Source organism: Herbiconiux solani NBRC 106740, assembly GCF_001571005.1.
Taxonomy (GTDB): Bacteria; Actinomycetota; Actinomycetes; order Actinomycetales; family Microbacteriaceae; genus Herbiconiux; species Herbiconiux solani.
Map to the genome: position 1 here is coordinate 189,963 of NZ_BCST01000005.1, position 22,980 is coordinate 212,942.

Annotated in this window: 29 protein-coding genes; 1 reads left to right on the plus strand and 28 read right to left on the minus strand. The window is 66.5% G+C overall.

Going from position 1 to position 22,980, the window contains the following annotated elements; all coding sequences use genetic code 11:
• Nucleotides 1-79: 79 nt before the first annotated feature.
• The 27 genes from rplO to HSO01S_RS10695 form a co-directional block, all read right to left on the minus strand.
• A complete protein-coding gene (gene rplO, locus HSO01S_RS18350; protein ID WP_084361554.1) occupies nt 80-793 on the minus strand; it encodes a 50S ribosomal protein L15 in 714 nt (237 codons plus the stop codon).
• Nucleotides 793-978, minus strand: a complete 186-nt coding sequence (gene rpmD, locus HSO01S_RS10570; RefSeq protein WP_066041154.1) for a 50S ribosomal protein L30 — start codon at nt 976-978, stop codon at nt 793-795. Before rpmD ends, rplO begins: the two co-directional genes overlap by 1 nt.
• Entirely contained in the window at nt 978-1,676 is a 699-nt protein-coding gene (rpsE, locus tag HSO01S_RS10575; protein ID WP_084361555.1) for a 30S ribosomal protein S5, read from the minus strand. The genes rpmD and rpsE overlap by 1 nt, the downstream gene beginning before the upstream one ends.
• Nucleotides 1,673-2,044, minus strand: coding sequence for a 50S ribosomal protein L18 (gene rplR, locus HSO01S_RS10580; protein ID WP_066041157.1), 372 nt, complete (start codon nt 2,042-2,044; stop codon nt 1,673-1,675). Before rplR ends, rpsE begins: the two co-directional genes overlap by 4 nt.
• Nucleotides 2,045-2,047: 3 nt before the next feature.
• The gene (gene rplF / locus HSO01S_RS10585) at nt 2,048-2,584 is read right to left on the minus strand and encodes a 50S ribosomal protein L6 (RefSeq protein WP_066041159.1); all 537 of its coding nucleotides are present in this window, start codon (nt 2,582-2,584) and stop codon (nt 2,048-2,050) included.
• 6 nt (nt 2,585-2,590) lie between these two features.
• Nucleotides 2,591-2,989 (minus strand): 30S ribosomal protein S8, encoded by a 399-nt coding sequence (rpsH, locus tag HSO01S_RS10590; protein WP_066041161.1) that lies wholly within the window; start codon nt 2,987-2,989, stop codon nt 2,591-2,593.
• 76 nt (nt 2,990-3,065) lie between these two features.
• The gene (gene rplE, locus HSO01S_RS10595; RefSeq protein ID WP_066041163.1) at nt 3,066-3,659 is read right to left on the minus strand and encodes a 50S ribosomal protein L5; all 594 of its coding nucleotides are present in this window, start codon (nt 3,657-3,659) and stop codon (nt 3,066-3,068) included.
• On the minus strand, nt 3,659-4,018 hold the full coding sequence (gene rplX, locus HSO01S_RS10600) for a 50S ribosomal protein L24 (protein ID WP_066041165.1): 360 nt from the start codon (nt 4,016-4,018) through the stop codon (nt 3,659-3,661). Before rplX ends, rplE begins: the two co-directional genes overlap by 1 nt.
• A 2-nt stretch (nt 4,019-4,020) precedes the next feature.
• On the minus strand, nt 4,021-4,389 hold the full coding sequence (gene rplN / locus HSO01S_RS10605; protein ID WP_066041167.1) for a 50S ribosomal protein L14: 369 nt from the start codon (nt 4,387-4,389) through the stop codon (nt 4,021-4,023).
• Between the two features lies 1 nt (nt 4,390).
• Complete coding sequence (gene rpsQ / locus HSO01S_RS10610) at nt 4,391-4,714, minus strand: 30S ribosomal protein S17 (RefSeq protein WP_066041168.1); 324 nt, start codon at nt 4,712-4,714, stop codon at nt 4,391-4,393.
• On the minus strand, nt 4,714-5,034 hold the full coding sequence (gene rpmC, locus HSO01S_RS10615; RefSeq protein WP_066041171.1) for a 50S ribosomal protein L29: 321 nt from the start codon (nt 5,032-5,034) through the stop codon (nt 4,714-4,716). The genes rpsQ and rpmC overlap by 1 nt, the downstream gene beginning before the upstream one ends.
• On the minus strand, nt 5,034-5,453 hold the full coding sequence (gene rplP, locus HSO01S_RS10620) for a 50S ribosomal protein L16 (RefSeq protein WP_066041172.1): 420 nt from the start codon (nt 5,451-5,453) through the stop codon (nt 5,034-5,036). The genes rpmC and rplP overlap by 1 nt, the downstream gene beginning before the upstream one ends.
• Before the next feature lie 2 nt (nt 5,454-5,455).
• Nucleotides 5,456-6,220 (minus strand): 30S ribosomal protein S3, encoded by a 765-nt coding sequence (gene rpsC / locus HSO01S_RS10625; protein ID WP_066041174.1) that lies wholly within the window; start codon nt 6,218-6,220, stop codon nt 5,456-5,458.
• Nucleotides 6,220-6,615 (minus strand): 50S ribosomal protein L22, encoded by a 396-nt coding sequence (gene rplV / locus HSO01S_RS10630; protein WP_066041178.1) that lies wholly within the window; start codon nt 6,613-6,615, stop codon nt 6,220-6,222. The genes rpsC and rplV overlap by 1 nt, the downstream gene beginning before the upstream one ends.
• A 26-nt stretch (nt 6,616-6,641) precedes the next feature.
• A complete protein-coding gene (gene rpsS / locus HSO01S_RS10635) occupies nt 6,642-6,923 on the minus strand; it encodes a 30S ribosomal protein S19 (protein ID WP_066041179.1) in 282 nt (93 codons plus the stop codon).
• Nucleotides 6,924-6,935: 12 nt separating this feature from the next.
• Complete coding sequence (gene rplB, locus HSO01S_RS10640; protein ID WP_066041181.1) at nt 6,936-7,775, minus strand: 50S ribosomal protein L2; 840 nt, start codon at nt 7,773-7,775, stop codon at nt 6,936-6,938.
• 25 nt (nt 7,776-7,800) lie between these two features.
• A complete protein-coding gene (gene rplW / locus HSO01S_RS10645) occupies nt 7,801-8,106 on the minus strand; it encodes a 50S ribosomal protein L23 (RefSeq protein WP_066041183.1) in 306 nt (101 codons plus the stop codon).
• Complete coding sequence (rplD, locus tag HSO01S_RS10650; protein WP_066041185.1) at nt 8,103-8,762, minus strand: 50S ribosomal protein L4; 660 nt, start codon at nt 8,760-8,762, stop codon at nt 8,103-8,105. The genes rplW and rplD overlap by 4 nt, the downstream gene beginning before the upstream one ends.
• Before the next feature lie 3 nt (nt 8,763-8,765).
• Nucleotides 8,766-9,422: a 50S ribosomal protein L3 gene (rplC, locus tag HSO01S_RS10655; RefSeq protein ID WP_066041188.1), complete on the minus strand. Its 657-nt coding sequence runs from the start codon at nt 9,420-9,422 to the stop codon at nt 8,766-8,768.
• A gap of 23 nt (nt 9,423-9,445) precedes the next feature.
• Nucleotides 9,446-9,754, minus strand: coding sequence for a 30S ribosomal protein S10 (gene rpsJ, locus HSO01S_RS10660; RefSeq protein WP_022895514.1), 309 nt, complete (start codon nt 9,752-9,754; stop codon nt 9,446-9,448).
• Between the two features lie 264 nt (nt 9,755-10,018).
• On the minus strand, nt 10,019-10,789 hold the full coding sequence (locus HSO01S_RS10665) for a fructosamine kinase family protein (RefSeq protein WP_245635973.1): 771 nt from the start codon (nt 10,787-10,789) through the stop codon (nt 10,019-10,021).
• A 66-nt stretch (nt 10,790-10,855) separates the two neighbouring features.
• On the minus strand, nt 10,856-11,821 hold the full coding sequence (locus tag HSO01S_RS10670; protein ID WP_066041191.1) for a DNA topoisomerase IB: 966 nt from the start codon (nt 11,819-11,821) through the stop codon (nt 10,856-10,858).
• A gap of 105 nt (nt 11,822-11,926) precedes the next feature.
• A complete protein-coding gene (gene tuf, locus HSO01S_RS10675; protein ID WP_066041192.1) occupies nt 11,927-13,120 on the minus strand; it encodes an elongation factor Tu in 1,194 nt (397 codons plus the stop codon).
• 113 nt (nt 13,121-13,233) lie between these two features.
• Nucleotides 13,234-15,348, minus strand: coding sequence for an elongation factor G (fusA, locus tag HSO01S_RS10680; RefSeq protein WP_066041194.1), 2,115 nt, complete (start codon nt 15,346-15,348; stop codon nt 13,234-13,236).
• Nucleotides 15,349-15,397: 49 nt separating this feature from the next.
• Nucleotides 15,398-15,868: a 30S ribosomal protein S7 gene (gene rpsG, locus HSO01S_RS10685; RefSeq protein WP_066041196.1), complete on the minus strand. Its 471-nt coding sequence runs from the start codon at nt 15,866-15,868 to the stop codon at nt 15,398-15,400.
• On the minus strand, nt 15,868-16,242 hold the full coding sequence (gene rpsL, locus HSO01S_RS10690; RefSeq protein ID WP_056734914.1) for a 30S ribosomal protein S12: 375 nt from the start codon (nt 16,240-16,242) through the stop codon (nt 15,868-15,870). Before rpsL ends, rpsG begins: the two co-directional genes overlap by 1 nt.
• A gap of 277 nt (nt 16,243-16,519) precedes the next feature.
• Nucleotides 16,520-17,791: an APC family permease gene (locus tag HSO01S_RS10695; RefSeq protein WP_066041199.1), complete on the minus strand. Its 1,272-nt coding sequence runs from the start codon at nt 17,789-17,791 to the stop codon at nt 16,520-16,522.
• A gap of 135 nt (nt 17,792-17,926) precedes the next feature.
• Here HSO01S_RS10695 and HSO01S_RS10700 point away from each other — a divergent pair, with 135 nt between their 5' ends.
• Nucleotides 17,927-19,015, plus strand: coding sequence for an FAD-dependent oxidoreductase (locus HSO01S_RS10700; protein ID WP_066041201.1), 1,089 nt, complete (start codon nt 17,927-17,929; stop codon nt 19,013-19,015).
• A 59-nt stretch (nt 19,016-19,074) separates the two neighbouring features.
• Here the strand turns inward: HSO01S_RS10700 and HSO01S_RS10705 are convergent, their stop codons facing one another.
• A complete protein-coding gene (locus HSO01S_RS10705; protein ID WP_066041203.1) occupies nt 19,075-22,953 on the minus strand; it encodes a DNA-directed RNA polymerase subunit beta' in 3,879 nt (1,292 codons plus the stop codon).
• Nucleotides 22,954-22,980 lie beyond the last annotated feature (27 nt).

The following is a 22,980-nucleotide window of genomic DNA, read 5'->3' on the forward strand; positions in this document are numbered from 1 at the left end:
CGTGGCCTCGACAGGCTACCTCATTCTCATGACGTATCTGACGACTGCCTACGGATCGGGTCACCGGTTTTGGGGGTACCTACTTGACGGAACCACCAGCGGCGACGATCTTCTGCTCGGCGGAGCCGGAGACCTTGTCGACCGCGACGTTCAGCTTCACTGCGATGTCGCCATCGCCGAGAACCTTCACTTTTTCGTTCTTGCGAACCGCACCCTTGGCGACCAGGTCGCCGACGGTGACGTCGCCACCGGCCGGGTAGAGCTCCGCGAGCTTCTGCAGGTTTACGACCTGGTACTCGACGCGGAACGGGTTCTTGAAGCCGCGCAGCTTCGGGGTGCGCATGTGCAGCGGCATCTGCCCACCCTCGAAGCCGATACGCACGGTGTAGCGAGCCTTCGTACCCTTGGTACCGCGGCCCGCGGTCTTACCCTTGGAGCCCTCACCACGGCCGACGCGGGTGCGTGCCTTCTTGGCACCCGGAGCCGGACGGAGGTGGTGCACCTTGAGCACGTGCTCGCGAGCGGCTGCCTCGTCGGCCGAAGCCTTCGGGGCGGCCTTGGCCGCGGGCGCCTTGGCGGCGGCAGGCGCCTTCTCCGCAGCCTCGGCCTTGTCGGCCTTGGGCGCGGCGGCCTTCTTGGGAGCAGCGGCCTTCGCAGGCGCCTTCTCCGCAGCATCCGCCTTCGCAGCGGAGGCCTTGGGGGCGTCGGCCTTGGGGGCAGCGGCCTTCTTCGGGGCGGCAGCCTTCTTCGGAGCAGCCTTGGCGGCGGTCTCCTTGGCTTCTTCTTCAGCCATTAGTCAATCTCCTCGACCTTCACCAGGTGTGCGACGGTGCGCACGTAACCACGGTTCTGGGCGTTGTCTTCGCGCACGACGATGTCGTTGATGCGCTTCAGTCCGAGGCTGCGCAGCGTGTCCCGCTGGTTCTGCTTCTCGCTGATCTTGGACTTGATCTGGGTAATCTTCAGACGCGCGGCCATCATGCACCTGCCTTCGCTGCGAGGGCGTCGGCCTCGGCACGCACGAGGCGGGCCGGGGCGACGTCTTCGAAGTCGAGGCCACGACGAGCGGCGACGGCGCGCGGCTCCTCGAGCTGCTTCAGGGCCTCGACGGTCGCGTGCACGATGTTGATCGTGTTCGACGAGCCGAGCGACTTCGAGAGGATGTCGTGGATCCCGGCGCACTCGAGGACGGCGCGGACCGGGCCACCGGCGATGACACCGGTACCGGCGGCGGCGGGGCGCAGGAGCACCACACCGGCAGCCGCCTCACCCTGAACCGGGTGGGGGATCGTGTTTCCGACGCGGGGGACGCGGAAGAAGTTCTTCTTCGCCTCCTCGACGCCCTTGGAGATCGCGGTCGGCACCTCGCGGGCCTTGCCGTAGCCGACGCCCACCAGACCGTTGCCGTCGCCGACGACCACGAGAGCGGTGAAGCTGAAGCGACGACCACCCTTCACGACCTTGGAGACGCGGTTAATGGTGACGACGCGCTCGAGGAAGTTGCTCTTGTCAGAGTCACGTCCTCCACGGTCGCCGCGGTTGGGGTTGCGCTCCCGGCCGCCACGACGGGCCTCGCGGGGTTCCGTCGTCGCGTTCTGGCCGCTCGAAGCCGCCGTCTCGACGGGCGCCTCGGTGATCGCGGCGACGTCGGGCTCTTTGTTGGTTTCAGTGCTCACAGGTTCAGACCACCCTCTCGTGCTCCATCGGCGATCGCGGCGACGCGACCGGCGTAGCGGTTGCCACCGCGGTCGAAGACCACGGCCTCGATGCCGGCCAGCTTGGCGCGCTCGGCGACGAGCTCGCCGACCTTCTTGGCCTTGGCGGTCTTGTCACCGTCGAAGCTGCGGAGATCGGTCTCGAGCGTCGAAGCCGACGCGAGGGTGTGACCCTTGCTGTCGTCGACGATCTGCACGAAGACGTGGCGGGCCGAACGGGTGACGACCAGGCGCGGACGCACCGGCGTTCCCTCGACCTTCTTGCGAAGGCGGGTGTGCCGGCGCTCGCGGGCTGCGGCCTTCGATTTTCCTCTGGTTCCAGTAGCCATGGCTTACTTACCACTCTTTCCGGCCTTGCGGCGAACTACCTCGCCGGCGTACCGCACACCCTTGCCCTTGTAGGGCTCGGGCTTGCGCAGCTTGCGAATGTTGGCGGCAACCTCACCGACAGCCTGCTTGTCGATTCCGTTGACCGTGAGCTTGTTGTTTCCCTCGACGGTGAACGTGATGCCCGCAGGCGGCTCGACCGAGATGGGGTGCGAGTACCCGAGAGCGAACTCCACGCCGCTGCCCTTGGCAGCGACACGGTAACCGGTCCCGACGACCTCGAGGCTCTTGGAGTAGCCCGTGGTGACGCCGATGATCTGGTTCGCGATGAGGGTACGCGTGAGGCCGTGGAGCGAGCGCGAGGTGCGCTCGTCATCCGGACGGGTGACGAGAACCTGGTTCTCCTCGACCGTGGCCGCGATCGGGGCTGCGATGACGAGCGCGAGCTCACCCTTGGGCCCCTTGACTGCAACCTGCTGGCCGTCGATGGTGACGGTGACGCCGGCAGGGATGTCGATGGGAAGACGTCCGATTCGTGACATTGTCAGTTACCACACATAGGCGAGGACTTCCCCACCTACGCCCTTCTTGCTCGCCTGGCGGTCCGTCAGAAGACCCGAGGAGGTGGACAGGATGGCGACGCCGAGGCCACCGAGGACCGTGGGGATCTCGGTCGACTTCGCGTAGACGCGGAGTCCGGGCTTCGACACCCGCTTGATGCCTGCGATCGAGCGCTCGCGGTTCGGTCCGAACTTCAGGTTCAGCGTGAGCGTCTGCCCGACCTTCGCGTCCGTGACCTCCCAGCCCGAGATGTAACCCTCGGACTTCAGGATGTCGGCGATGTGCGACTTCAGCTTCGAGTGCGGCATCGACACCGTGTCGTGGTGTGCCGAGTTCGCGTTGCGCAGTCTGGTCAGCATGTCTGCGACCGGATCTGTCATTGTCATGATCTATTGCCTTTCGCGCCTGGTTTCGACACCCTTTCCGAGGATGCCGACCTGTGGTCGTCGTGGGTGGGTGGAGCTAGTTGGTGGTGCTGTCGTTCGACTTGAAGGGGAAGCCGAGCGCCTTGAGCAGCGCGCGTCCCTCGTCGTCGTTCTTCGCGGTGGTGACGACGGTGATGTCGAATCCACGCACGCGGTCGATCTTGTCCTGGTCGATCTCGTGGAACATCGACTGCTCGGTCAGACCGAAGGTGTAGTTGCCACGGCCGTCGAACTGCTGGTCCGAGAGACCGCGGAAGTCGCGGATACGGGGCAGGGCGAGCGAGACCAGGCGGTCCATGAACTCCCAGGCGCGGTCGCCGCGCAGCGTCACGTGGGCGCCGATCGGCTGACCCTCGCGCAGCTTGAACTGGGCGATCGACTTGCGGGCCTTCGTGACCTGCGGCTTCTGGCCGGTGATCGCGGTGAGGTCCTTCACGGCGCCGTCGATGACCTTGCCATCGCGGGCTGCTTCACCGACACCCGTGTTCACGACGATCTTCACGACGCCGGGCACCTGGTGCACGTTCGTGAAGCCGAAGTCCTTGGTGAGCTGATCGACGATCTCGCTCTTGTACTTCTGCTTGAGGCGCGGCTGGATTTTGCCAGCGGGCGCGGCAGTCTCGGTGCTCATCAGAGGTCTTTTCCTGACTTCTTCGCGTAACGAACGCGGACAGTCTTGGTGACGCCGTCCTTCGTTACCTCTTCGTTGCGGTGGCCGACGCGGGTCGGCTTCTTGGTCTCGGGGTCGACCAGGGCGACGTTCGACACGTGGATCGGCGCCTCCATGGTCTCGATGCCGCCGGTCTTGGTGCCGCGCTGGGTCTGGCCCACGCGGACGTGCTTCGTGACGAAGTTGACGCCCTCGACGACGACGCGGTCCTTCTCGACCTGCACCTCGATCACGCGACCCTGCTTGCCGCGGTCTCCGCCACGGTCCTGGGTCGCGCCGGAAATGACCTGAACCAGGTCACCCTTCTTGATGTTTGCCATGACTAAATGACCTCCGGTGCCAGCGAGATGATCTTCATGAACTTCTTGTCACGGAGCTCACGGCCGACCGGGCCGAAGATACGGGTGCCACGGGGGTCACCATCGTTCTTCAGGATCACGGCGGCGTTCTCGTCGAACTTGATGTAGGAGCCGTCGGAACGACGGGTCGACTTGACGGTACGGACGATGACGGCCTTGACCACATCGCCCTTCTTGACGTTTCCGCCGGGGATGGCGTCCTTCACGGTCGCGACGATGACATCGCCGAGACCTGCGTAGCGACGGCCGGATCCACCGAGCACACGAATCGTCAGGAGTTCCTTGGCGCCGGTGTTGTCGGCGACCTTGACTCGTGATTCTTGCTGCAGCATGTTACTTCGCCTTCTCCAGGATCTCGACCAGGCGCCAGCGCTTGGAGGCGCTCAGCGGACGGGTCTCGTTGATGAGGACGAGGTCGCCGACCCCGGCGCTGTTGGTCTCGTCGTGCGCCTTCACCTTGGAGGTGCGGCGGATGACCTTGCCGTACAGCGGGTGCTTCACGCGGTCCTCGACCTCGACGACGATGGTCTTGTCCATCTTGTCGCTGGTCACGTAGCCGCGACGAGCCTTGCGGTATCCGCGGGCCGCCTCGTCCTTGACGTCGTGCGAGGACGACTCGTGGCCGGCCGCGACGACCTTCTCTTCGGTCTTAGCCATTACTTCGCCTCCTCAGCGTCTGCAGCGGGGGCCTCGGCCTCTGCTGCCTTCTTGGACTTCTTGGTGGTCGTCTTGGCCGGAGCCTCGACGGGGGCGGGGGTGGCACGGATGCCGAGCTCCCGCTCGCGGATGACCGTGTAGATGCGAGCGATGTCGCGCTTCACGGCACGGAGCCGGCCGTGGCTCTCGAGCTGGCCGGTCGCCGACTGGAAGCGCAGGTTGAACAGCTCTTCCTTGGCCTTGCGGAGCTCTTCGAGCAGCCGGGACTCTTCGAACGTGTCGAGCTCAGCCGAGGCGAGCTCCTTGGATCCGATCGCCATTACGCGTCGCCCTCCTCGCGCTTGATGATGCGTGCCTTGAGAGGCAGCTTGTGAATTGCACGGGTGAGTGCCTCGCGGGCGACCGTCTCGTTGACGCCGCTCAGCTCGAACAGCACTCGTCCCGGCTTGACGTTGGCGACCCACCACTCGGGCGAACCCTTACCGGAACCCATGCGGGTCTCGGCAGGCTTCTTCGTGAGCGGACGGTCGGGGTAGATGTTGATCCACACCTTTCCACCACGCTTGATGTGACGGGTCATCGCGATACGAGCGGACTCGATCTGACGGTTGGTCACGTACGCGGGGGTGATGGCCTGGATGCCGTACTCGCCGAAGCTCACCTTCGTGCCGCCGGTGGCCTGGCCACTGCGTCCGGGGTGGTGCTGCTTGCGGTGCTTGACTCTACGGGGGATAAGCATGGTTACGCCTCAACTCCTGCTGCGACCGGTGCGTCCGCCTTGGGGGCGGAGTTGCGGCGCGGACGGTCACGGTCGCCGCGCTCGGGGCGCGAGGACTTCTGGTTGGCCTGCTCGCGAGCGAGCTCCTTGTTGGTGATGTCGCCCTTGTAGATCCAGACCTTCACACCGATGCGGCCGAACGTCGTCTTGGCCTCGTAGAAGCCGTAGTCGATGTTGGCGCGGAGGGTGTGCAGCGGAACGCGGCCCTCACGGTAGAACTCCGAGCGGCTCATCTCGGCGCCGCCGAGACGGCCCGACACCTGGATGCGGACACCCTTGGCGCCGGCGCGCTGAGCGCCCTGGAGGCCCTTGCGCATCGCACGGCGGAACGCCACACGAGCGGTGAGCTGCTCGGCGATGCCCTGCGCGACGAGCTGGGCGTCGGCCTCGGGGTTCTTGACCTCGAGGATGTTCAGCTGGATCTGCTTGCCCGTGAGCTTCTCGAGGTCGGCGCGGATGCGCTCGGCCTCGGCGCCACGACGACCGATCACGATGCCCGGACGGGCGGTGTGGATGTCGACGCGGACGCGGTCACGGGTGCGCTCGATCTCGATCTTCGCCACACCGGCGCGGTCGAGCGAGGTCTTCAGCAGGTTGCGGATCTTGACGTCCTCGGCGACGTAGTCGCTGTAACGCTGACCCTTCTTCGTGCTGTCGGAGAACCAGCGCGACACGTGGTCGGTGGTGATTCCGAGACGGAAGCCGTACGGATTGACTTTCTGGCCCATTACTTGCTCACCTTCTTGCTCGCGCCCTCGATCGAGGCGGCCTCATCGGGCGTCGCGAGGACGATCGTGATGTGGCTCGTGCGCTTGAGGATCTGGAACGCTCGTCCCTGAGCACGGGGCTGGAAACGCTTGAGCGTGGTTCCCTGGTCGACGTAGGCCTTCGCAATGAAGAGGTCCTGCTCGTCCAGGTAGCTGTTCGCGGCGTCCGCCTTGACCCGTGCGTTCGCGATCGCCGAAGCGACCAGCTTGTACACCGGCTCCGAAGCGCCCTGGGGGGCGAACTTCAGGATGGCCAACGCCTCGATGGCCTGACGACCGCGGATCAGGTTGACGACTCGACGGGCCTTCATGGGGGTGACGCGGATGTGACGCACGCGTGCGATCGACTCCACCATTTCTCTTCCTCCTTCACGTCGCCGCGTTAGCGGCGACGGCCCTTCTTGTCGTCCTTCACGTGTCCACGGAAGGTGCGGGTCGGGGCGAACTCGCCCAGCTTGTGACCCACCATGGTCTCGGTGATGAACACCGGGATGTGCTTGCGGCCGTCATGCACGGCGATCGTGTGCCCGAGGAAATCCGGGATGATCATCGAGCGGCGCGACCAGGTCTTGATGACGTTCTTGGAGCCGGCTTCGTTCTGCGTGACGACCTTGCGGTACAGGTGGTCGTCGACGAAGGGGCCCTTTTTGAGACTGCGTGGCATTTTCTAAGACTCCTACTTACGCTTCTTGCCGACGGTCCGACGACGCACGATGAGCTTGTCGCTTTCCTTGTTGGGGTGACGGGTACGGCCCTCGGCCTGACCCCACGGGCTGACGGGGTGACGACCACCGGACGTCTTGCCCTCACCACCACCGTGCGGGTGGTCGACCGGGTTCATGGCGACACCACGGACGGTCGGGCGGATGCCCTTCCAGCGGTTACGGCCGGCCTTGCCCCAGTTGATGTTCGACTGCTCGGCGTTGCCGACCTCGCCGATCGTGGCGCGGCAGCGCGCATCCACGTTGCGGATCTCGCCCGACGGCAGACGGAGCTGCGCGTAGGGGCCGTCCTTCGCCACGAGGCGAACCGACGCTCCGGCGGAACGGGCCATCTTGGCACCGCCGCCCGGCTTCAGCTCGATCGCGTGGATCACGGTACCGGTGGGGATGTTGCGCAGCGGCAGGTTGTTGCCGGGCTTGATGTCCGCGCCGGCACCCGACTCGACGATGTCGCCCTGGGCGAGCTTGTTCGGCGCGAGGATGTAGCGCTTGGTGCCGTCCACGAAGTGGAGCAGCGCGATGCGCGCGGTGCGGTTGGGGTCGTACTCGATGTGAGCGACCTTGGCGTTCACGCCGTCCTTGTCATTGCGACGGAAGTCGATGACGCGGTACTGGCGCTTGTGGCCACCACCGATGTGGCGGGTGGTGATCCGCCCCTGGTTGTTGCGGCCGCCGGTCTTGGAGAGCGGGCGGAGCAGCGACTTCTCAGGAGTCGAACGGGTGATCTCGGCGAAGTCCGAGACGGACGAACCGCGACGACCAGGGGTCGTGGGCTTGTACTTGCGAATAGCCATGTGTCTTTTCCTCTAGCTTCCGGGCCTAGCCGACGGCCGTGAAGATGTCGATGGAGCCGGACTTGAGGGTCACGATCGCGCGCTTGGTGTCCTTGCGCTTGCCCTGACCGAACTTGGTGCGGCGGGTCTTGCCCGTGCGGTTGAGCGTGTTGATCGACGCGACCTCGACCTTGAAGATCTTCTCGATGGCGAGCTTGATCTCGGTCTTGTTCGAGCGGGGGTCCACGACGAACGTGTACTTGCCGGCGTCGATCAGGCCATAGCTCTTCTCGGAGACGACCGGGGCGAGGATGATGTCGCGCGGGTCCTTGTTGAACGCGGCGTTGCTCATGCGGAAACCTCTTCCTTCTTGGTCTTCGACGCGACGAACGAGTCGAACGAACCCTTGGTGAAGACGATGTCGTCGGAGACGAGGACGTCGTAGGCGTTCAGCTGGTCTGCGGGCAGCACGTGAACGGTCGGGATGTTGCGGACGCTCTTGAGGCTCAGCTCGTCGGTGCGCTCCAGCACGACCAGGACGTGCTTGGACGACGCGACCGTCGAGAGGAACTCGATGACGGCCTTGGTCGACGGCGCCTCGCCCTGCGAGAGGGACTCGACGACGTGCACGCGGCCACCGCGGGCGCGGTCGGACAGAGCGCCGAGCAGAGCCGCGGCGATCATCTTCTTGGGGGTGCGCTGCGAGTAGTTGCGGGGCACCGGTCCGTGGACGATGCCACCACCGGTCATCTGAGGGGCGCGGATCGAGCCCTGACGAGCGCGACCGGTTCCCTTCTGCTTGAACGGCTTGCGACCGGCACCGGAGACCTCACCACGACGCTTGGTCTTGTGGGTTCCCTGACGGGCGGCGGCGAGCTGGGCGACGACGACCTGGTGGATGAGCGGGATGTTGGTCTGCACGTCGAAGATCTCGGCGGGCAGCTCGACGGTGCCGGACTTCTTGCCGGAGACGTCGAGGACATCGAGCGTGTTAGTTGCGGTAGACATGGACTACGCCCCCTTCACTGCGTTGCGAACGAAAACGAGGCGGCCCTTGGCGCCGGGAACGGCGCCCTTGACCAGCAGCAGGCCCTTCTCGGCGTCGACCGAGTGGATGACCAGGTTAAGCACGGTGACGCGCTCGCCACCCATGCGGCCCGCCATGCGCATGCCCTTGAAGACACGGCTGGGGGTCGAGGAAGCACCGATCGAACCGGGCTTGCGGTGGTTGCGGTGCGAACCGTGCGAGGCGGAGACGCCCTTGAAGTTGTGACGCTTCATCACACCGGCGAAGCCCTTACCCTTCGAGGTGCCCACGACGTCGACCTTCTGGCCGGCCTCGAAGACGCCCTCGGCGGTGAGCTCCTGGCCGATGGTGTAGTCGGCCGCATCCGCGGTGCGGATCTCGGTGATGTGACGACGGGGCGTCACGCCCGCGGCGTCGAAGTGGCCGGTGGCCGGCTTGTTCACCTTGCGGGGGTCGATCTGACCGGCGGCGATCTGGACGGCCGAGTAGCCGTCGCGCTCCGGGGTGCGGATCTGGGTGACGACGTTCGGGGATACCTCGACGACGGTCACGGGGATGAGACGGTTGTTCTCGTCCCACACCTGGGTCATGCCGAGCTTCTTGCCGAGCAGGCCCTTGGAAGTCTTAGCGGTGGTTGCCATGATCTTTTACTGGTCCCTTCCCGCTAGAGCTTGATCTCGATGTTGACGTCGGCGGGGAGGTCGAGACGCATGAGCGAGTCGACGGCCTTCGGCGTCGGGTCGATGATGTCGATGAGGCGCTTGTGCGTGCGCATCTCGAAGTGCTCGCGGCTGTCCTTGTACTTGTGGGGCGAACGGATGACTGCCACCACGTTCTTCTCCGTCGGAAGCGGCACGGGGCCGACGACGGTCGCTCCTGCGCGGGTGACCGTGTCGACGATCTTGCGCGCCGAGGTGTCGATGACCTCGTGGTCATACGACTTAAGTCGGATGCGGATCTTCTGTCCCGCCATGTGTGACTCTCTCTCTGTCTCGCGTCATACAGCCTCGACTGCATTGGACGCCCACTGTTCTGCTATCAAGCACCGCGCGCACACACACTTCACCTAGATGAAGGAGGAGGTTGCGATTAAGCTTCGTTCTGCTGCCTGCGGCCTAATCTCGAGGACTATGCACTGCCAAGACAGTGATCAGGGCACGCGCGAAGCGGCCCGAAATGTTGAACTAGACGAGTTTGCCACATCCACGGCCCAGTTGCAACCCGGGCGTGTCGCGCGTCAGCGGGCCTCGCCCGATGCGCCCCGGAGGACGGCCTCGGCGGCCCGCTCGAGCTCCGCGCCGTAGGACGGACCGTGCCCGACCGCGTGCACGGCGAGGGGGAACAACTGGTGCAGCGGCACCCGGGAGTGCCAGCCCGGCTTGAGCGGTGCGGCCTGGTCGTAGGCGGCCAGGATGTCGTCGAGGAACGGCGCCCCGAAGAGCACCAGCATGGCCAGGTCGGTCTCGCGGTGGCCACCGTGCGCGGCCGGGTCGATCAGCACCACGCCGTGGCCCGTCCACATCACGTTGCCCGACCAGAGGTCGCCGTGCAGCCGCGCCGGGGGTTCGCCGTCGTCGAAGATGCCCGATCGGATCAGGTCGCAAGCCCGGACGACCGTCTGGAAGCCGTCAGCCGACAGGTTGCCCCGCGCGACCGCCTGCTCGGCGTACGGGCGCACACGCTCACGCGGGTAGAACTCGCTCCAGGAGTCGTACTCCCCCACCGGCATGCTGCGGCGCCCGATGTAGCAGGGGCCGTCCCAGCCGGCGGGCGGGGCGCCGAACGCGGGGGCGCCGGCCGCGTGGGTCCGCGCGAGGAGTTCGCCGAACCGGCGGGCCGCCTCGCGGCTCGGCCGGGTCTCCCGGAGCTCGGCCAGCTCGATCAGCCCCGGCTCGACCCGGACGACGTCCACGCACGGCACTCCCCCGGCGGCCGAGAGCCAGGCGAGGCCGGCGGCCTCCGCCTCGAAGAAGCCCTCGGGGGCGTCGGCGTTCTGCTTGGTGAACACGTCTCCCACGCTAAGCCCTGCGTCCGCTCATCAGGGGCTCACTCACCGGGCTCATCCACCTCGGGTTCACTCGTAGAGGAGTGCGCGCAGTTCGGATTCCGGGCGGCGGGGGTCGATGACCTGGCCGGCCGCGTAGTGATCGACGACCCGGGGGTCGACGTAGCTCTTCTTCGCGATCGCCGGGGTGTTGCCGAGCACGGCCGACGCGTCCCGCATCGCCTGGGTCAGAGCCCTGGCGCGCGCAGTCTTCTTCTCCTCCGGGCCGTGCTCGGCGAGGCTCACGGCTGCCGCGATCGTTCCGTGCAGTGTGCGGAAGTCCTTGGCGGTGAAGTCCCCGCCGGTGCGCTCCCGGACATACTCGTTGATCTCGCTCGGATCGATCGGATGCCAGGTCTTCGTGCCCTCGTTCTTCCAAGCGAGCAGCCGCGCCTGCGGACCCCGGCGCTTGAGGCTCCGCACGACGTGGGCGAGATCGGCGTCCTTGATCTCGGACGACCACTCCTCACCGCTCTTCGCCGGGAACTCGAGCTTGACGATGTCGCCCGAGACGGTGGCGTGTTGGCAGAGCAGGCTGGTGAGACCGTAGCTCCCGTGCTGCTGCGCGTAGCGTTCGTTGCCGACCCGCAGCGAACCGGTGTCGAGCATCCGGAACCCCGCGGCCAGCACGCGCTCGCGCGGGTAGCCGTCCTTCCGGAGGTCCATCGTCACCAGCCGCCGGGCACCGGGGAGGGATTCGGCGAGGGCTAAGGCGCGGTCGTACTTGATCCGGTCCTTCTGCTCGCGCCAGGTGGGGTGGTAGATGTACTGGCGCCGGCCGGCACCGTCGACGCCGGTGGCCTGGATGTGACCGTTCGCGTACGGGGCGATCCACACATCCGTCCACGCGGGCGGGATGGCGAGGTGCTCGATCCGGGCGCGGAGCTCGGGATCGGTGACCGTCACGCCTGCGTCGTCGCGGTAGGTGAAGCCCTTGCCCGAGCGAATTCGCCGGAGCCCCCGCCCCGAGGAGTCTGATCGTCGAAGCCGCGGCATGACCCCATCTAACCCCGAACAGCGCCGGGTCGCCTCCCGACGCAATGCCCGGGGACGACGAAAGGGCCGCGCCCTGAGGCGCGGCCCTTCGTTGTGGAACGGGTGTTACTTGATGATCTTCGTGACGGTACCGGCACCGACGGTGCGGCCACCCTCACGGATGGCGAAGCCGAGGCCCTCTTCCATCGCGATCGGCTGGATCAGCGTGACCGAGATGTCCGTGGTGTCGCCGGGCATGACCATCTCGGTGCCCTCGGGCAGCGTGATGACGCCGGTGACGTCCGTGGTACGGAAGTAGAACTGCGGGCGGTAGTTCGTGTAGAAGGGGTTGTGACGGCCACCCTCATCCTTCGACAGGATGTAGGCGGTGCCTTCGAACTCGGTGTGCGGCGTGACCGAACCGGGCTTGACGACGACCTGACCGCGCTCGACGTCCTCGCGCTTGGTGCCGCGGAGGAGCAGACCACAGTTCTCGCCGGCCCAGGCCTCGTCGAGCTGCTTGTGGAACATCTCGATACCGGTGACCGTGGTCTTCTGCGTCGGGCGGATGCCGACGATCTCGACCTCGGAGTTGATGGCGAGGGTTCCACGCTCGGCGCGGCCGGTGACGACGGTTCCACGACCGGTGATCGTGAAGACGTCCTCGATCGGCATGAGGAACGGCTTGTCCTTGTCGCGGATCGGGTCCGGGATGGACTCGTCAACGGCGTCCATGAGGTCGAGGATGGACTGGGTCCACTTCTCGTCACCCTCGAGGGCCTTGAGGCCCGAGACGCGCACGACGGGAGCGTCGTCGCCGTCGAAGTTCTGGCTCGACAGCAGCTCGCGGACCTCGAGCTCGACGAGCTCCAGGATCTCCTCGTCGTCGACCATGTCGGCCTTGTTCAGCGCGACCAGCAGGTAGGGGACGCCGACCTGCTTGGCGAGCAGCACGTGCTCGCGGGTCTGAGCCATGGGGCCGTCGGTGGCGGCGACCACGAGGATCGCGCCGTCCATCTGAGCCGCACCGGTGATCATGTTCTTGATGTAGTCGGCGTGACCAGGGGCGTCGACGTGAGCGTAGTGACGCTTGGGCGTCTCGTACTCGACGTGCGAGATGTTGATCGTGATGCCGCGCTGGCGCTCCTCAGGAGCGGAGTCGATCGACGCGAAGTCGCGCTGAACGTTGGTCGCCGACGGGAACTTGTCCGCCAGGACCTTCGAGATGGCAGCGGTAAGAGTGGTCTTACCGTGGTCAACGTGACCGATCGTTCCGATGTTGACGTGCGGCTTGGTCCGCTCGAACTTGGCCTTAGCCACTAGGTCCTCCTCAGGACTCTCATGCCGGACTCCGGGTGCTGGATTGCATCCGGGATCAGGCGGGGGTTTGTTGATATTTTACGCGAACCTACGAGGCCCGCAGAACTCGGGTGTTACTCGCCCTTGTTCTTCTGGATGATCTCGTCGGCCACAGCCTTCGGGACCTCGGCGTAGCTCTCGAACGACATCGAGTACACCGCGCGGCCGGAGGTCTTGGACCTCAGGTCACCGATGTAGCCGAACATCTCCGACAGCGGAACGTGCGCCCGGACCACCTTGACGCCGGAAGCGTCCTCCATGGACTGGATCTGGCCTCGGCGGGAGTTGAGGTCGCCGATGACGTCGCCCATGTACTCCTCGGGCGTGCGGACCTCGACGGCCATCAGCGGCTCGAGCAGAACAGGGCTGGCCTTGCGGGCCGCTTCCTTGAACGCCATCGAACCGGCGATCTTGAACGCCATCTCCGAAGAGTCGACGTCGTGCGACGCACCGTCGAGCAGCGTGGCCTTGACGCCCACCATGGGGTATCCGGCGAGCACGCCGACCTGCAGCGCATCCTGGATTCCGGCGTCGACCGAGGGGATGTACTCGCGCGGCACGCGGCCACCCGTGACCTTGTTCACGAACTCGTAGATCGTCTCCGCCGTGACCTCGAGAGGCTCGATGGCGATCTGGATCTTCGCGAACTGGCCGGATCCACCGGTCTGCTTCTTGTGCGTGTAGTCGTGACGCTCGACGGTCTTGCGGATCGTCTCGCGGTAGGCCACCTGGGGCTTTCCGACGTTCGCCTCGACGTTGAACTCGCGCTTCATGCGGTCGACCAGGATGTCGAGGTGGAGCTCGCCCATTCCCTTGATGACCGTCTGACCGGTCTCCTGGTTCTGCTCCGTGCGGAAGGTCGGGTCTTCTTCAGCGAGCTTCTGGATGGCGACACCCAGCTTCTCCTGGTCGGCCTTCGTCTTCGGCTCGATCGCGACCTCGATCACGGGCTCCGGGAAGGTCATCGACTCGAGCACGATCTGGTTCGACGGGTCGGACAGGGTGTCACCGGTGGTGGTGTCCTTCAGGCCGATGACCGCGTAGATGTGACCGGCGGTGACCGAGTCGACCGGGTTCTCCTTGTTGGAGTGCATCTGGAAGATCTTGCCGATGCGCTCCTTCTTGCCCTTGGTCGAGTTCATGACCTGGCCGCCGGAGTCGAGGTGACCCGAGTACACGCGGATGTAGGTGAGACGACCGAAGAACGGGTGCACGGCGACCTTGAAGGCCAGGGCCGCGAACGGGTCCTTGGGGTCGGGGTGACGCTCGACGACGATCTCCTCGTCGCGGATGTCGTGACCCTCGGTGGCCGGCACGTCGAGCGGCGACGGCAGGTAGTCGACGACCGCGTCGAGCATCGGCTGGACGCCGCGGTTCTTGAACGCGGAGCCGCAGAGCACCGGGTAGATCTCGCTGTTGACGGTCAGCTTGCGGATGGCGCCCTTGATCTCGGCGACCGAGAGCTCCTCGCCCGCGAAGAACTTCTCGAGCAGAGCGTCGTCGGTCTCGGCGACGGTCTCGAGGAGGAGCTGACGGTACTCGTCTGCCTTGTCCTTGAGGTCGGCCGGGATCTCCTCGATCTCGTACTTGGCACCCATCTGCACGTCACCCTTGGCGTCTCCGCGCCAGGTGAGTGCACGCATCTCGACCAGGTCGATGACGCCCTCGAAGGACGACTCCGCACCGATCGGGAGCTGGATCACGAGGGGCTTGGCGCCCAGACGGTTGATGATGGTGTCGACCGTGAAGTAGAAGTCGGCGCCCAGCTTGTCCATCTTGTTGACGAAGCAGATGCGGGGCACGTTGTACTTGTCGGCCTGACGCCACACCGTCTCCGACTGGGGCTCGACGCCCTCCTTGCCGTCGAACACGGCGACGGCGCCGTCGAGGACGCGGAGCGAACGCTCCACCTCGACGGTGAAGTCGACGTGACCGGGGGTGTCGATGATGTTGATCTGGTTCTTGTTCCAGAAACAGGTCGTCGCAGCAGAGGTGATCGTGATGCCACGCTCCTGCTCCTGCGCCATCCAGTCCATCGTGGCAGCGCCGTCGTGGACCTCACCGATCTTGTGCGTGATACCCGTGTAGAACAGGATGCGCTCGGTCGTAGTGGTCTTGCCGGCATCGATGTGGGCCATGATGCCGATGTTGCGGACCTTGTTCAGGTCGGTGAGCACGTCCTGTGCCACGGATTTCCTCCGAAAGGTAAAGAGTTGAAGGCGGCGAACGAGGTTCGGACTACCAGCGGTAGTGCGCGAAGGCCTTGTTCGACTCGGCCATCTTGTGGGTGTCCTCGCGACGCTTGACAGCAGCGCCCAGACCGTTCGACGCGTCGAGGATCTCGTTGGTGAGACGCTCGGTCATGGTCTTCTCGCGGCGAGCCTTGGCGTAGGTGGTGAGCCAACGCAGGGCGAGGGTGTTGGCGCGGTGAGGCTTGACCTCGATCGGCACCTGGTAGGTCGAGCCACCGACGCGGCGGCTGCGGACCTCGAGCGTGGGGCGGACGTTGTCGAGCGCCTTCTTCAGCGTGACGACCGCATCCTGGCTGTTCTTGGCCGAGACACCCTCGAGCGCGTCGTAGACGATGCGCTCAGCGGTGGCCTTCTTGCCGTCGAGCAGGATCTTGTTGACCAGCTGGCTGACGATCGGCGCGCCGTAGACGGGGTCGGCGACAACGGGACGCTTCGGGGCGGGACCCTTGCGAGGCATTACTTCTTCTCCATCTTCGCGCCGTAACGGCTGCGAGCCTGCTTGCGGTTCTTCACGGCCTGCGTGTCGAGCGCGCCGCGGATGATCTTGTAGCGAACACCGGGGAGGTCCTTCACACGACCGCCGCGCACGAGCACCATCGAGTGCTCCTGCAGGTTGTGACCCTCACCGGGGATGTAAGCGGTGACCTCGGTGCCGTTCGACAGCTTGACGCGGGCGACCTTGCGAAGCGCGGAGTTCGGCTTCTTGGGGGTGGTGGTGTACACACGGGTGCACACGCCGCGCTGCTGGGGGTTGGCCTTGAGGGCGGGCGCCTTGGTCTTGGTGACCTTCGGGGTGCGACCCTTGCGGACCAACTGCTGAATGGTTGGCACTACTTACTCCTTGTATTCGTCACGCTCAGTGTCTGTCGGGCACGGACATCCGGAACCCGTTCGTTCACGTCCTGCGCACGCCTGTGGTGGCGTGTCGAGTTCGTTTGGACCCACCGGCGGTACAAAATGGCTCTGGTATCGCTGGTTGGAAGAGCGGTGGAGACTTTTCAGTCTTACTTTGCTCGAAAATCTGGGCATGCAAGTATGCACACACCCGGAAAATAATAGCTTCTGAAACCGCCCCGGTCAAATGACGCGGAGACGGGACCTGGTGATGTTACCAGGTCGTGCTGGGTGCTGCGGGATCGTGCTGCGCTTCGTCGCGCTCACGCTGCTCGCGCAGCTCCCGCTGCTCCCGGTCGAACTCCTCGCGGGCGGTGACGTTGCGCGCCTTGAGCCGTCGGCCTCGGAGGGCGATGAACGCGCCGGTCCAGATCGAGGCCTCGCGGGCGACGATCGCGGCGGCGAGGGTGAGCGGATCCATGGTGAGCGAGCGCACGAAGTCGTACTGCTCCTGGGGCTGCCAGGCCCAGGCCTGCACGTGGATGAGGGCGCCCGCGATCGCGCCGAAGTAGACGAGCACCGCGACCAGGAAGCCGCCGAGCACGTAGGCCCACCAGCCGGCCCGGTTGACGATGAGCACGATCAGGATGAGGGCCAGGGCGAAGACCACGACCGGGACGATGAAGGCGGCACTGGCGAGGAACGAGGTGAAGGCCGAGACGGCCGCCTCTCCGCTCAGGTTGGCCAGGATGATCAGGAAGCCGACTCCGCCGTAGACGAGCGCGAACAGCACCGTGCCGGCGAGGGCGATCAGGCTCCCCGCTCCGCGGTTGCCCTTCGGCCGGGGCGGCACGGGGGCCGTGAGGGGCTGGGGGGAGGCGAGGTAGGCGGGGAAGGTCTCGCCGGGGGCGGCCGGGGCACCCGGGTTCGCCGCATTCACCGGGGCGGCGGCGGGGGCGGCGGACGAGTAGGCGGCAGCGGCCGCAGCGGGGGCGTAGGCGGCCGCGGGGTAGGGGGTGCGCTCGGGCTGCGGCTCGGCGGAGCGCTCCGTCTGGCGGTATGCCTGGGCCTCGCGGTACGCGTCCTGCTCCGGCTCGGAGGCGGTCACGTAAGGGCCGCCCTGGGGCGCACGGTCGTAGGCCTTGACGGCCTGCTCGGAGATCGGGGAGCCGGCCTCGTCGACGACGTACGGGCCGCCGAGCGGGTCGCGGGTCGTGGCGCCGGCGGCATCCTCTCGGGGGGACTCGGCCGCGGCGTCGGAGGCGGACTCGGCGCGGTGGATCGCGGCGTCGTCGGCCGGCATGCGGATCGGCTCCGGGATGACGACGGCGGGGCCGGCAGGCGCGTCCCACGCGGGCATGTCGGGAAGGCCGCTCGTGCGCTGCCCGTCCTGGGCGGCGGCGGAGTCATTGGCTGCGGCGTCGTGAGCCGAGCCGGAGTCGGCTCCAGCCGCGTCTGAGCGGGGCGTGGCGGGGTCGATGAGGTGGCCGTCGGCGTCCCGCATGGGGAACTCCGGCTGATCGCTCTGACGGTCGTCGGTGCTCATCTGGCTGCTCCTCACGGCCCGGGTGGCCTGTCCGCACCCCGGCAGGGTGCTGGCGACACTCTAACAACGGGACCGCCCGCGGTCGGGGACGCGCGGCCGGGGAACACGCAGACCGTTCCGCGCGTTCTCCCCGGCATGGACAGTCCGCTCCCCCGCCGCACCCGCGTCGTCGTCATCGGCGCGGGTCAGGCCGGGCTCTCCGTTGCCTATCACCTGCAGCGCCGGGGCCTCCGACCGGGAGTCGACCTGGTCGTGCTCGACCGCGGGCCCGGTACCGGCGGAGCGTGGCAGTTCCGCTGGGAGTCGCTGCGGCTGGGCGACGCGCACCGGGTGAACGACCTGCCGGGGATGGCCGAGCTCGGCCTGAGCTTCGAGACGGCGGATGCGACGGTGCCCGCCCGGGAGATCGTCGCCGACTACTACCGCCGGTTCGAGGACGCCTACCGCCTCGAGGTGCGGCGCCCCGTCGCCGTGACGGCGGTCGAGGACGCCGGGGACCTCCTGCGGGTGGTCACCGACCACGGCACGATCGAGGCCGAGGCCGTGGTCAACGCCAGCGGCACCTGGGGCGCGCCCTTCCGGCCGCGGGTGCGCGGCGACGAGACCTTCCGGGGACGGCAGTGGACCACCGTCGACTACGTGGATGCCGCGGACTTCCGCGGGCGCCGGGTGGTGGTGGTCGGGGGCGGCACCTCGGCCGTGGGCTTCGTGCGCGAGCTCGAGGGCGTGGCGGCAGCGACCACGTGGGTGACCCGCCGTACGGTCGAGTTCGTCGAGGGCGACGGGCTCGCGCAGGAGAACGGCATCGCCGCCGTCGCCGCTCAGGACGAGGCGGCCCGCGCCGGGCTGCCCCTGCCCAGCATCGTCAGCGGCACGAAGCTGGTGGCGACACCGCGCATCCGGGCCGCGATCGACCGGGGGACCCTTGTCGCGCATCCGATGTTCACGGCCGTCGAGCCGGACGGCGTGCGATTCGCCGACGGTTCGTTCGTGCCGGCTGACGACATCATCTGGGCCACGGGGTTCCGGCCCGAGCTGAAGCACCTGGCGCCGCTGCACCTCCGCGAGCACTCGGGCGGCATCGTCGTCGAGCGCGGTCGGGTGACGCGTGAGCCCCGCCTGTTCCTGGCCGGCTACGGCCCCCAGGCCTCCACCATCGGCGCCAACCGCGCCGGCCGTGCCGTGGCCGCCCAAGTCCTCGCCCTTCTCGACCAGAAGCCTTAACGGCGAAGGGCCCCTCACCAGTGGTGAAGGGCCCTCCGACGTACGGGATCTACGACTCGTTAGTTGTAGGTACCGGGGGTGTAGTCATCCGAGCTGAAGCTGTCGAAGTCGACGAACGAGAGGTCCGCCTCCGAGAACACCGAGTCATCCGTGAAGATGCGGTTCGGGTAGCGCTCGGCCTTGGCCTCTTCGGTCGCCTCGACGGTGACGTTGCGGTACCGCTGGAGACCGGTACCGGCCGGGATCAGCTTTCCGATGATCACGTTCTCCTTCAGGCCCACCAGCGGGTCGGACTTGCCCTCCATGGCGGCCTGCGTGAGAACACGCGTGGTCTCCTGGAAGGACGCGGCCGACAGCCACGACTCGGTCGCGAGGGACGCCTTGGTGATACCCATGACCTCCTGGCGAGCCGATGCGGGCTTCTTGCCCTCGGCGACAGCGGCGCGGTTCACCTCGGTGTAACGCGCCCGGTCGACGAGCTCACCCGGCAGCAGATCGGTGTCGCTGTGCTCGACGACGGTGACCTTGCGGAGCATCTGTCGGACGATGACCTCGATGTGCTTGTCGTGGATCGGGACACCCTGCGAGCGGTAGACGCCCTGCACACCGCCGACGAGGTGCTTCTGCACCTCGCGGACGCCCTTGACTCGAAGGACTTCCTTCGGGTCGACGGCGCCGACGATGAGCTGCTGCCCGAGCTCCACGTGCTGCCCGTCCTCGATGAGGAGGGTCGCACGCTTCAGCACCGGGTAGGCGATCGGCTCGTCGCCGTTGTCCGGCGTGAGGATCACCTTGCGGCTGCGGTCGGTGTCTTCGATCGTGACGCGACCGGCGGCCTCGACGATGGGCGACGCACCCTTGGGGGTACGGGCCTCGAAGAGCTCCTGCACGCGGGGAAGACCCTGCGTGATGTCGTCGGCCGAAGCCGATCCACCGGTGTGGAAGGTACGCATCGTGAGCTGGGTACCGGGCTCACCGATCGACTGGGCCGCGATGATGCCGACGGCCTCGCCGATGTCGACGAGCTTGCCCGTGGCGAGCGAGCGGCCATAGCAGGCCGCACACACACCGACGGCCGACTCGCAGGTCAGGACCGAACGCACCTTGATGGTGCGGACGCCCGCGGCGACCAGCTTCTCGATCAGCACGTCTCCGACGTCGTCTCCGGCCTCGGCCACGACCTCGCCGGCCTCGTTCACCGCGTCAGCGGCGAGCGATCGGGCGTAGACCGAGTTCTCGACGTTGTCGTCGCGGGTCCAGACGCCGTCGGCGCCCTCGACCGCGATCGGCAGGTCGAGACCACGCGACGTGCCGCAGTCGGGCTCGCGGATGATGACATCCTGCGAGACGTCGACGAGACGACGGGTCAGGTAGCCCGAGTCGGCCGTACGGAGAGCCGTGTCGGCCAGACCCTTACGAGCACCGTGGGTCGCGATGAAGTACTCCGCCACCGACAGCCCCTCGCGGTACGAGGAGATGATCGGACGAGGGATGATCTCACCCTTCGGGTTGTTCACGAGGCCTCGCATGCCGGCGATGTTGCGCACCTGCAGCCAGTTACCACGAGCACCCGAGGTGACCATGCGGTTGATCGTGTTGTCGACCGGGAAGTTCGCGCGCATGGCTGCGGCGACCTCGTCGGTGGCCTTCGTCCAGATCTGGATGAGCTCCTGGCGACGCTCGAGGTCGGTCGTGAGACCCTTCTCGAACTGCGCCTGGACCTTGGCGGCCTGCTTCTCGTAGCCCGCGACGATCTCCCGCTTGGTGGGAGGCGTCAGGATGTCCGAGAGCGCGACGGTCACACCGGAGCGCGTGGCCCAGTAGAAACCGGCGTCCTTGATCCGGTCGAGCGATGCAGCGACCTCCACCTTGGGGTAGCGCTCCGCGAGATCGTTGACGATCGCGGAGATCGCGCCCTTGTCGGCGACCTGCTGCATGTAGGGGTAGTCCTCCGGCAGCGCCTCGTTGAAGAGGGCGCGGCCGAGGGTGGTCTCCACGATGACGGGACCGCCGTCGTAGCCCTCGGGGCCTTCGCCCTCGCCGAAGTGCACGTCGCTCATGCGGATCTTGACGACCGCGTTGAGGTCGAGCGAACCCTGGTCCTTGGCCATCAGCGCCTCGGCCACGGTCGAGAACGAACGGCCCTCGCCGATCGCCCCCTCCTTGATCGTGGTGAGGTGGTGCAGACCGATGATCATGTCCTGCGTGGGCAGGGTCACCGGACGGCCGTCGGACGGCTTCAGGATGTTGTTCGACGCGAGCATCAGGATGCGGGCCTCGGCCTGGGCCTCGACCGACAGCGGCAGGTGGACGGCCATCTGGTCACCGTCGAAGTCCGCGTTGAACGCGGCGCAGACGAGCGGGTGCAGCTGGATCGCCTTGCCCTCGACGAGCTGAGGCTCGAAGGCCTGGATGCCCAGGCGGTGCAGCGTCGGTGCGCGGTTCAGCAGCACGGGGCGCTCGCGGATGATCTCCTCGAGCACGTCCCAGACCTGCGGACGGCTGCGCTCGACCATGCGCTTCGCGGCCTTGATGTTCTGAGCGTGGCTCAGGTCGATCAGGCGCTTGATCACGAACGGCTTGAACAGCTCCAGCGCCATCTGCTTGGGCAGACCGCACTGGTGCAGCTTCAGCTGCGGGCCGACGATGATGACCGAACGGCCCGAGTAGTCGACGCGCTTTCCGAGCAGGTTCTGGCGGAAACGACCCTGCTTTCCCTTGAGCATGTCGCTCAGGGACTTCAGGGCGCGGTTGCCGGTACCCGTGACGGGGCGACCACGGCGGCCGTTGTCGAACAGTGCGTCGACGGCCTCCTGCAGCATCCGCTTCTCGTTGTTGACGATGATCTCGGGGGCACCGAGGTCGAGCAGTCGACGGAGACGGTTGTTGCGGTTGATCACGCGGCGGTACAGGTCGTTCAGGTCGCTGGTCGCGAAGCGGCCACCGTCGAGCTGCACCATCGGGCGCAGCTCCGGCGGGATGACCGGGACGACGTCGAGCACCATGGCGGCCGGCGAGTTGCCGGTGGCCAGGAACGAGCTCACCACGCGCAGACGCTTGATGGCACGGATCTTCTTCTGACCCTTGCCCTCGGAGATCTGCAGGCGGAGGTTCTCGCCCTCGGTGACGAGGTCGAACGCCTCGAGGCGCTTCTTGATGGCCTCGGCGCCCATGTAGGCCTCGAAGTACATCCCGTAGCGGTCCTGGAGCTCGTGGAAGATCGCGTCTTCCGGCTTCAGCTCGCCGACCTTGAGGTTGCGGAAGTCCTCCCAGACACGCTCGAGCTGGGAGATCTGGTCGTCGTAGGCCTTGCGGGTCTGCGACATCTCCTTCTCGGCGCCATCCTTCGTGCGGCGCTTCTGGTCGGCCTTGGCGCCCTCGTTCTCGAGGTCGGCGAGGTCGGTCTCCAGACGCGTAAGACGATCGGCGATGCGGGCATCGCGCTGGTCGGACAGGGTCTTGATCTCGAGGCGCAGCTCGTTCTCGAGGCCGGGCATGTCTTCGTGACGGCCGTCCTCATCCACCGAGATGATCATGTACGCGGCGAAGTAGATGACCTTCTCGAGGTCCTTCGGCGCCATGTCGAGCAGGTAGCCCAAGCGCGAGGGAACGCCCTTGAAGTACCAGATGTGGGTGACGGGCGCGGCGAGCTCGATGTGGCCCATGCGCTCGCGACGGACGGAGCTCTTGGTGACCTCCACGCCGCAGCGCTCGCAGACGATGCCCTTGAAGCGGACCCGCTTGTACTTGCCGCAGGAACACTCCCAGTCACGGCTCGGCCCGAAGATCTGCTCTCCGAAAAGGCCGTCCTTCTCGGGCTTCAGCGTGCGGTAGTTGATGGTCTCGGGCTTCTTGACCTCACCGTGCGACCACTTGCGGATGTCGTCGGCCGTTGCGAGGCCGATCCGCAGCTCATCAAAAGTTGTTACGTCGAGCAATTTTCCTTCTCTCCTGGAAAAAGTCTT

Bases quoted from the DNA above. Each gene is read 5' to 3' on its own strand.
- rplO (WP_084361554.1), bottom strand. From the start codon at position 793: ATGGCTGAAGAAGAAGCCAAGGAGACCGCCGCCAAGGCTGCTCCGAAG.
- rpmD (WP_066041154.1), bottom strand. From the start codon at position 978: ATGGCCGCGCGTCTGAAGATTACCCAGATCAAGTCCAAGATCAGCGAG.
- rplR (WP_066041157.1), bottom strand. From the start codon at position 2,044: ATGGCTACTGGAACCAGAGGAAAATCGAAGGCCGCAGCCCGCGAGCGC.
- rplF (WP_066041159.1), bottom strand. From the start codon at position 2,584: ATGTCACGAATCGGACGTCTTCCCATCGACATCCCTGCCGGCGTCACC.
- rpsH (WP_066041161.1), bottom strand. From the start codon at position 2,989: ATGACAATGACAGATCCGGTCGCAGACATGCTGACCAGACTGCGCAAC.
- rplE (WP_066041163.1), bottom strand. From the start codon at position 3,659: ATGAGCACCGAGACTGCCGCGCCCGCTGGCAAAATCCAGCCGCGCCTC.
- rplX (WP_066041165.1), bottom strand. From the start codon at position 4,018: ATGGCAAACATCAAGAAGGGTGACCTGGTTCAGGTCATTTCCGGCGCG.
- rplN (WP_066041167.1), bottom strand. From the start codon at position 4,389: ATGCTGCAGCAAGAATCACGAGTCAAGGTCGCCGACAACACCGGCGCC.
- rpsQ (WP_066041168.1), bottom strand. From the start codon at position 4,714: ATGGCTAAGACCGAAGAGAAGGTCGTCGCGGCCGGCCACGAGTCGTCC.
- rpmC (WP_066041171.1), bottom strand. From the start codon at position 5,034: ATGGCGATCGGATCCAAGGAGCTCGCCTCGGCTGAGCTCGACACGTTC.
- rplP (WP_066041172.1), bottom strand. From the start codon at position 5,453: ATGCTTATCCCCCGTAGAGTCAAGCACCGCAAGCAGCACCACCCCGGA.
- rpsC (WP_066041174.1), bottom strand. From the start codon at position 6,220: ATGGGCCAGAAAGTCAATCCGTACGGCTTCCGTCTCGGAATCACCACC.
- rplV (WP_066041178.1), bottom strand. From the start codon at position 6,615: ATGGTGGAGTCGATCGCACGCGTGCGTCACATCCGCGTCACCCCCATG.
- rpsS (WP_066041179.1), bottom strand. From the start codon at position 6,923: ATGCCACGCAGTCTCAAAAAGGGCCCCTTCGTCGACGACCACCTGTAC.
- rplB (WP_066041181.1), bottom strand. From the start codon at position 7,775: ATGGCTATTCGCAAGTACAAGCCCACGACCCCTGGTCGTCGCGGTTCG.
- rplW (WP_066041183.1), bottom strand. From the start codon at position 8,106: ATGAGCAACGCCGCGTTCAACAAGGACCCGCGCGACATCATCCTCGCC.
- rplD (WP_066041185.1), bottom strand. From the start codon at position 8,762: ATGTCTACCGCAACTAACACGCTCGATGTCCTCGACGTCTCCGGCAAG.
- rplC (WP_066041188.1), bottom strand. From the start codon at position 9,422: ATGGCAACCACCGCTAAGACTTCCAAGGGCCTGCTCGGCAAGAAGCTC.
- rpsJ (WP_022895514.1), bottom strand. From the start codon at position 9,754: ATGGCGGGACAGAAGATCCGCATCCGACTTAAGTCGTATGACCACGAG.
- HSO01S_RS10670 (WP_066041191.1), bottom strand. From the start codon at position 11,821: ATGCCGCGGCTTCGACGATCAGACTCCTCGGGGCGGGGGCTCCGGCGA.
- rpsG (WP_066041196.1), bottom strand. From the start codon at position 15,868: ATGCCTCGCAAGGGTCCCGCCCCGAAGCGTCCCGTTGTCGCCGACCCC.
- HSO01S_RS10695 (WP_066041199.1), bottom strand. From the start codon at position 17,791: ATGAGCACCGACGACCGTCAGAGCGATCAGCCGGAGTTCCCCATGCGG.
- HSO01S_RS10700 (WP_066041201.1), top strand. From the start codon at position 17,927: ATGGACAGTCCGCTCCCCCGCCGCACCCGCGTCGTCGTCATCGGCGCG.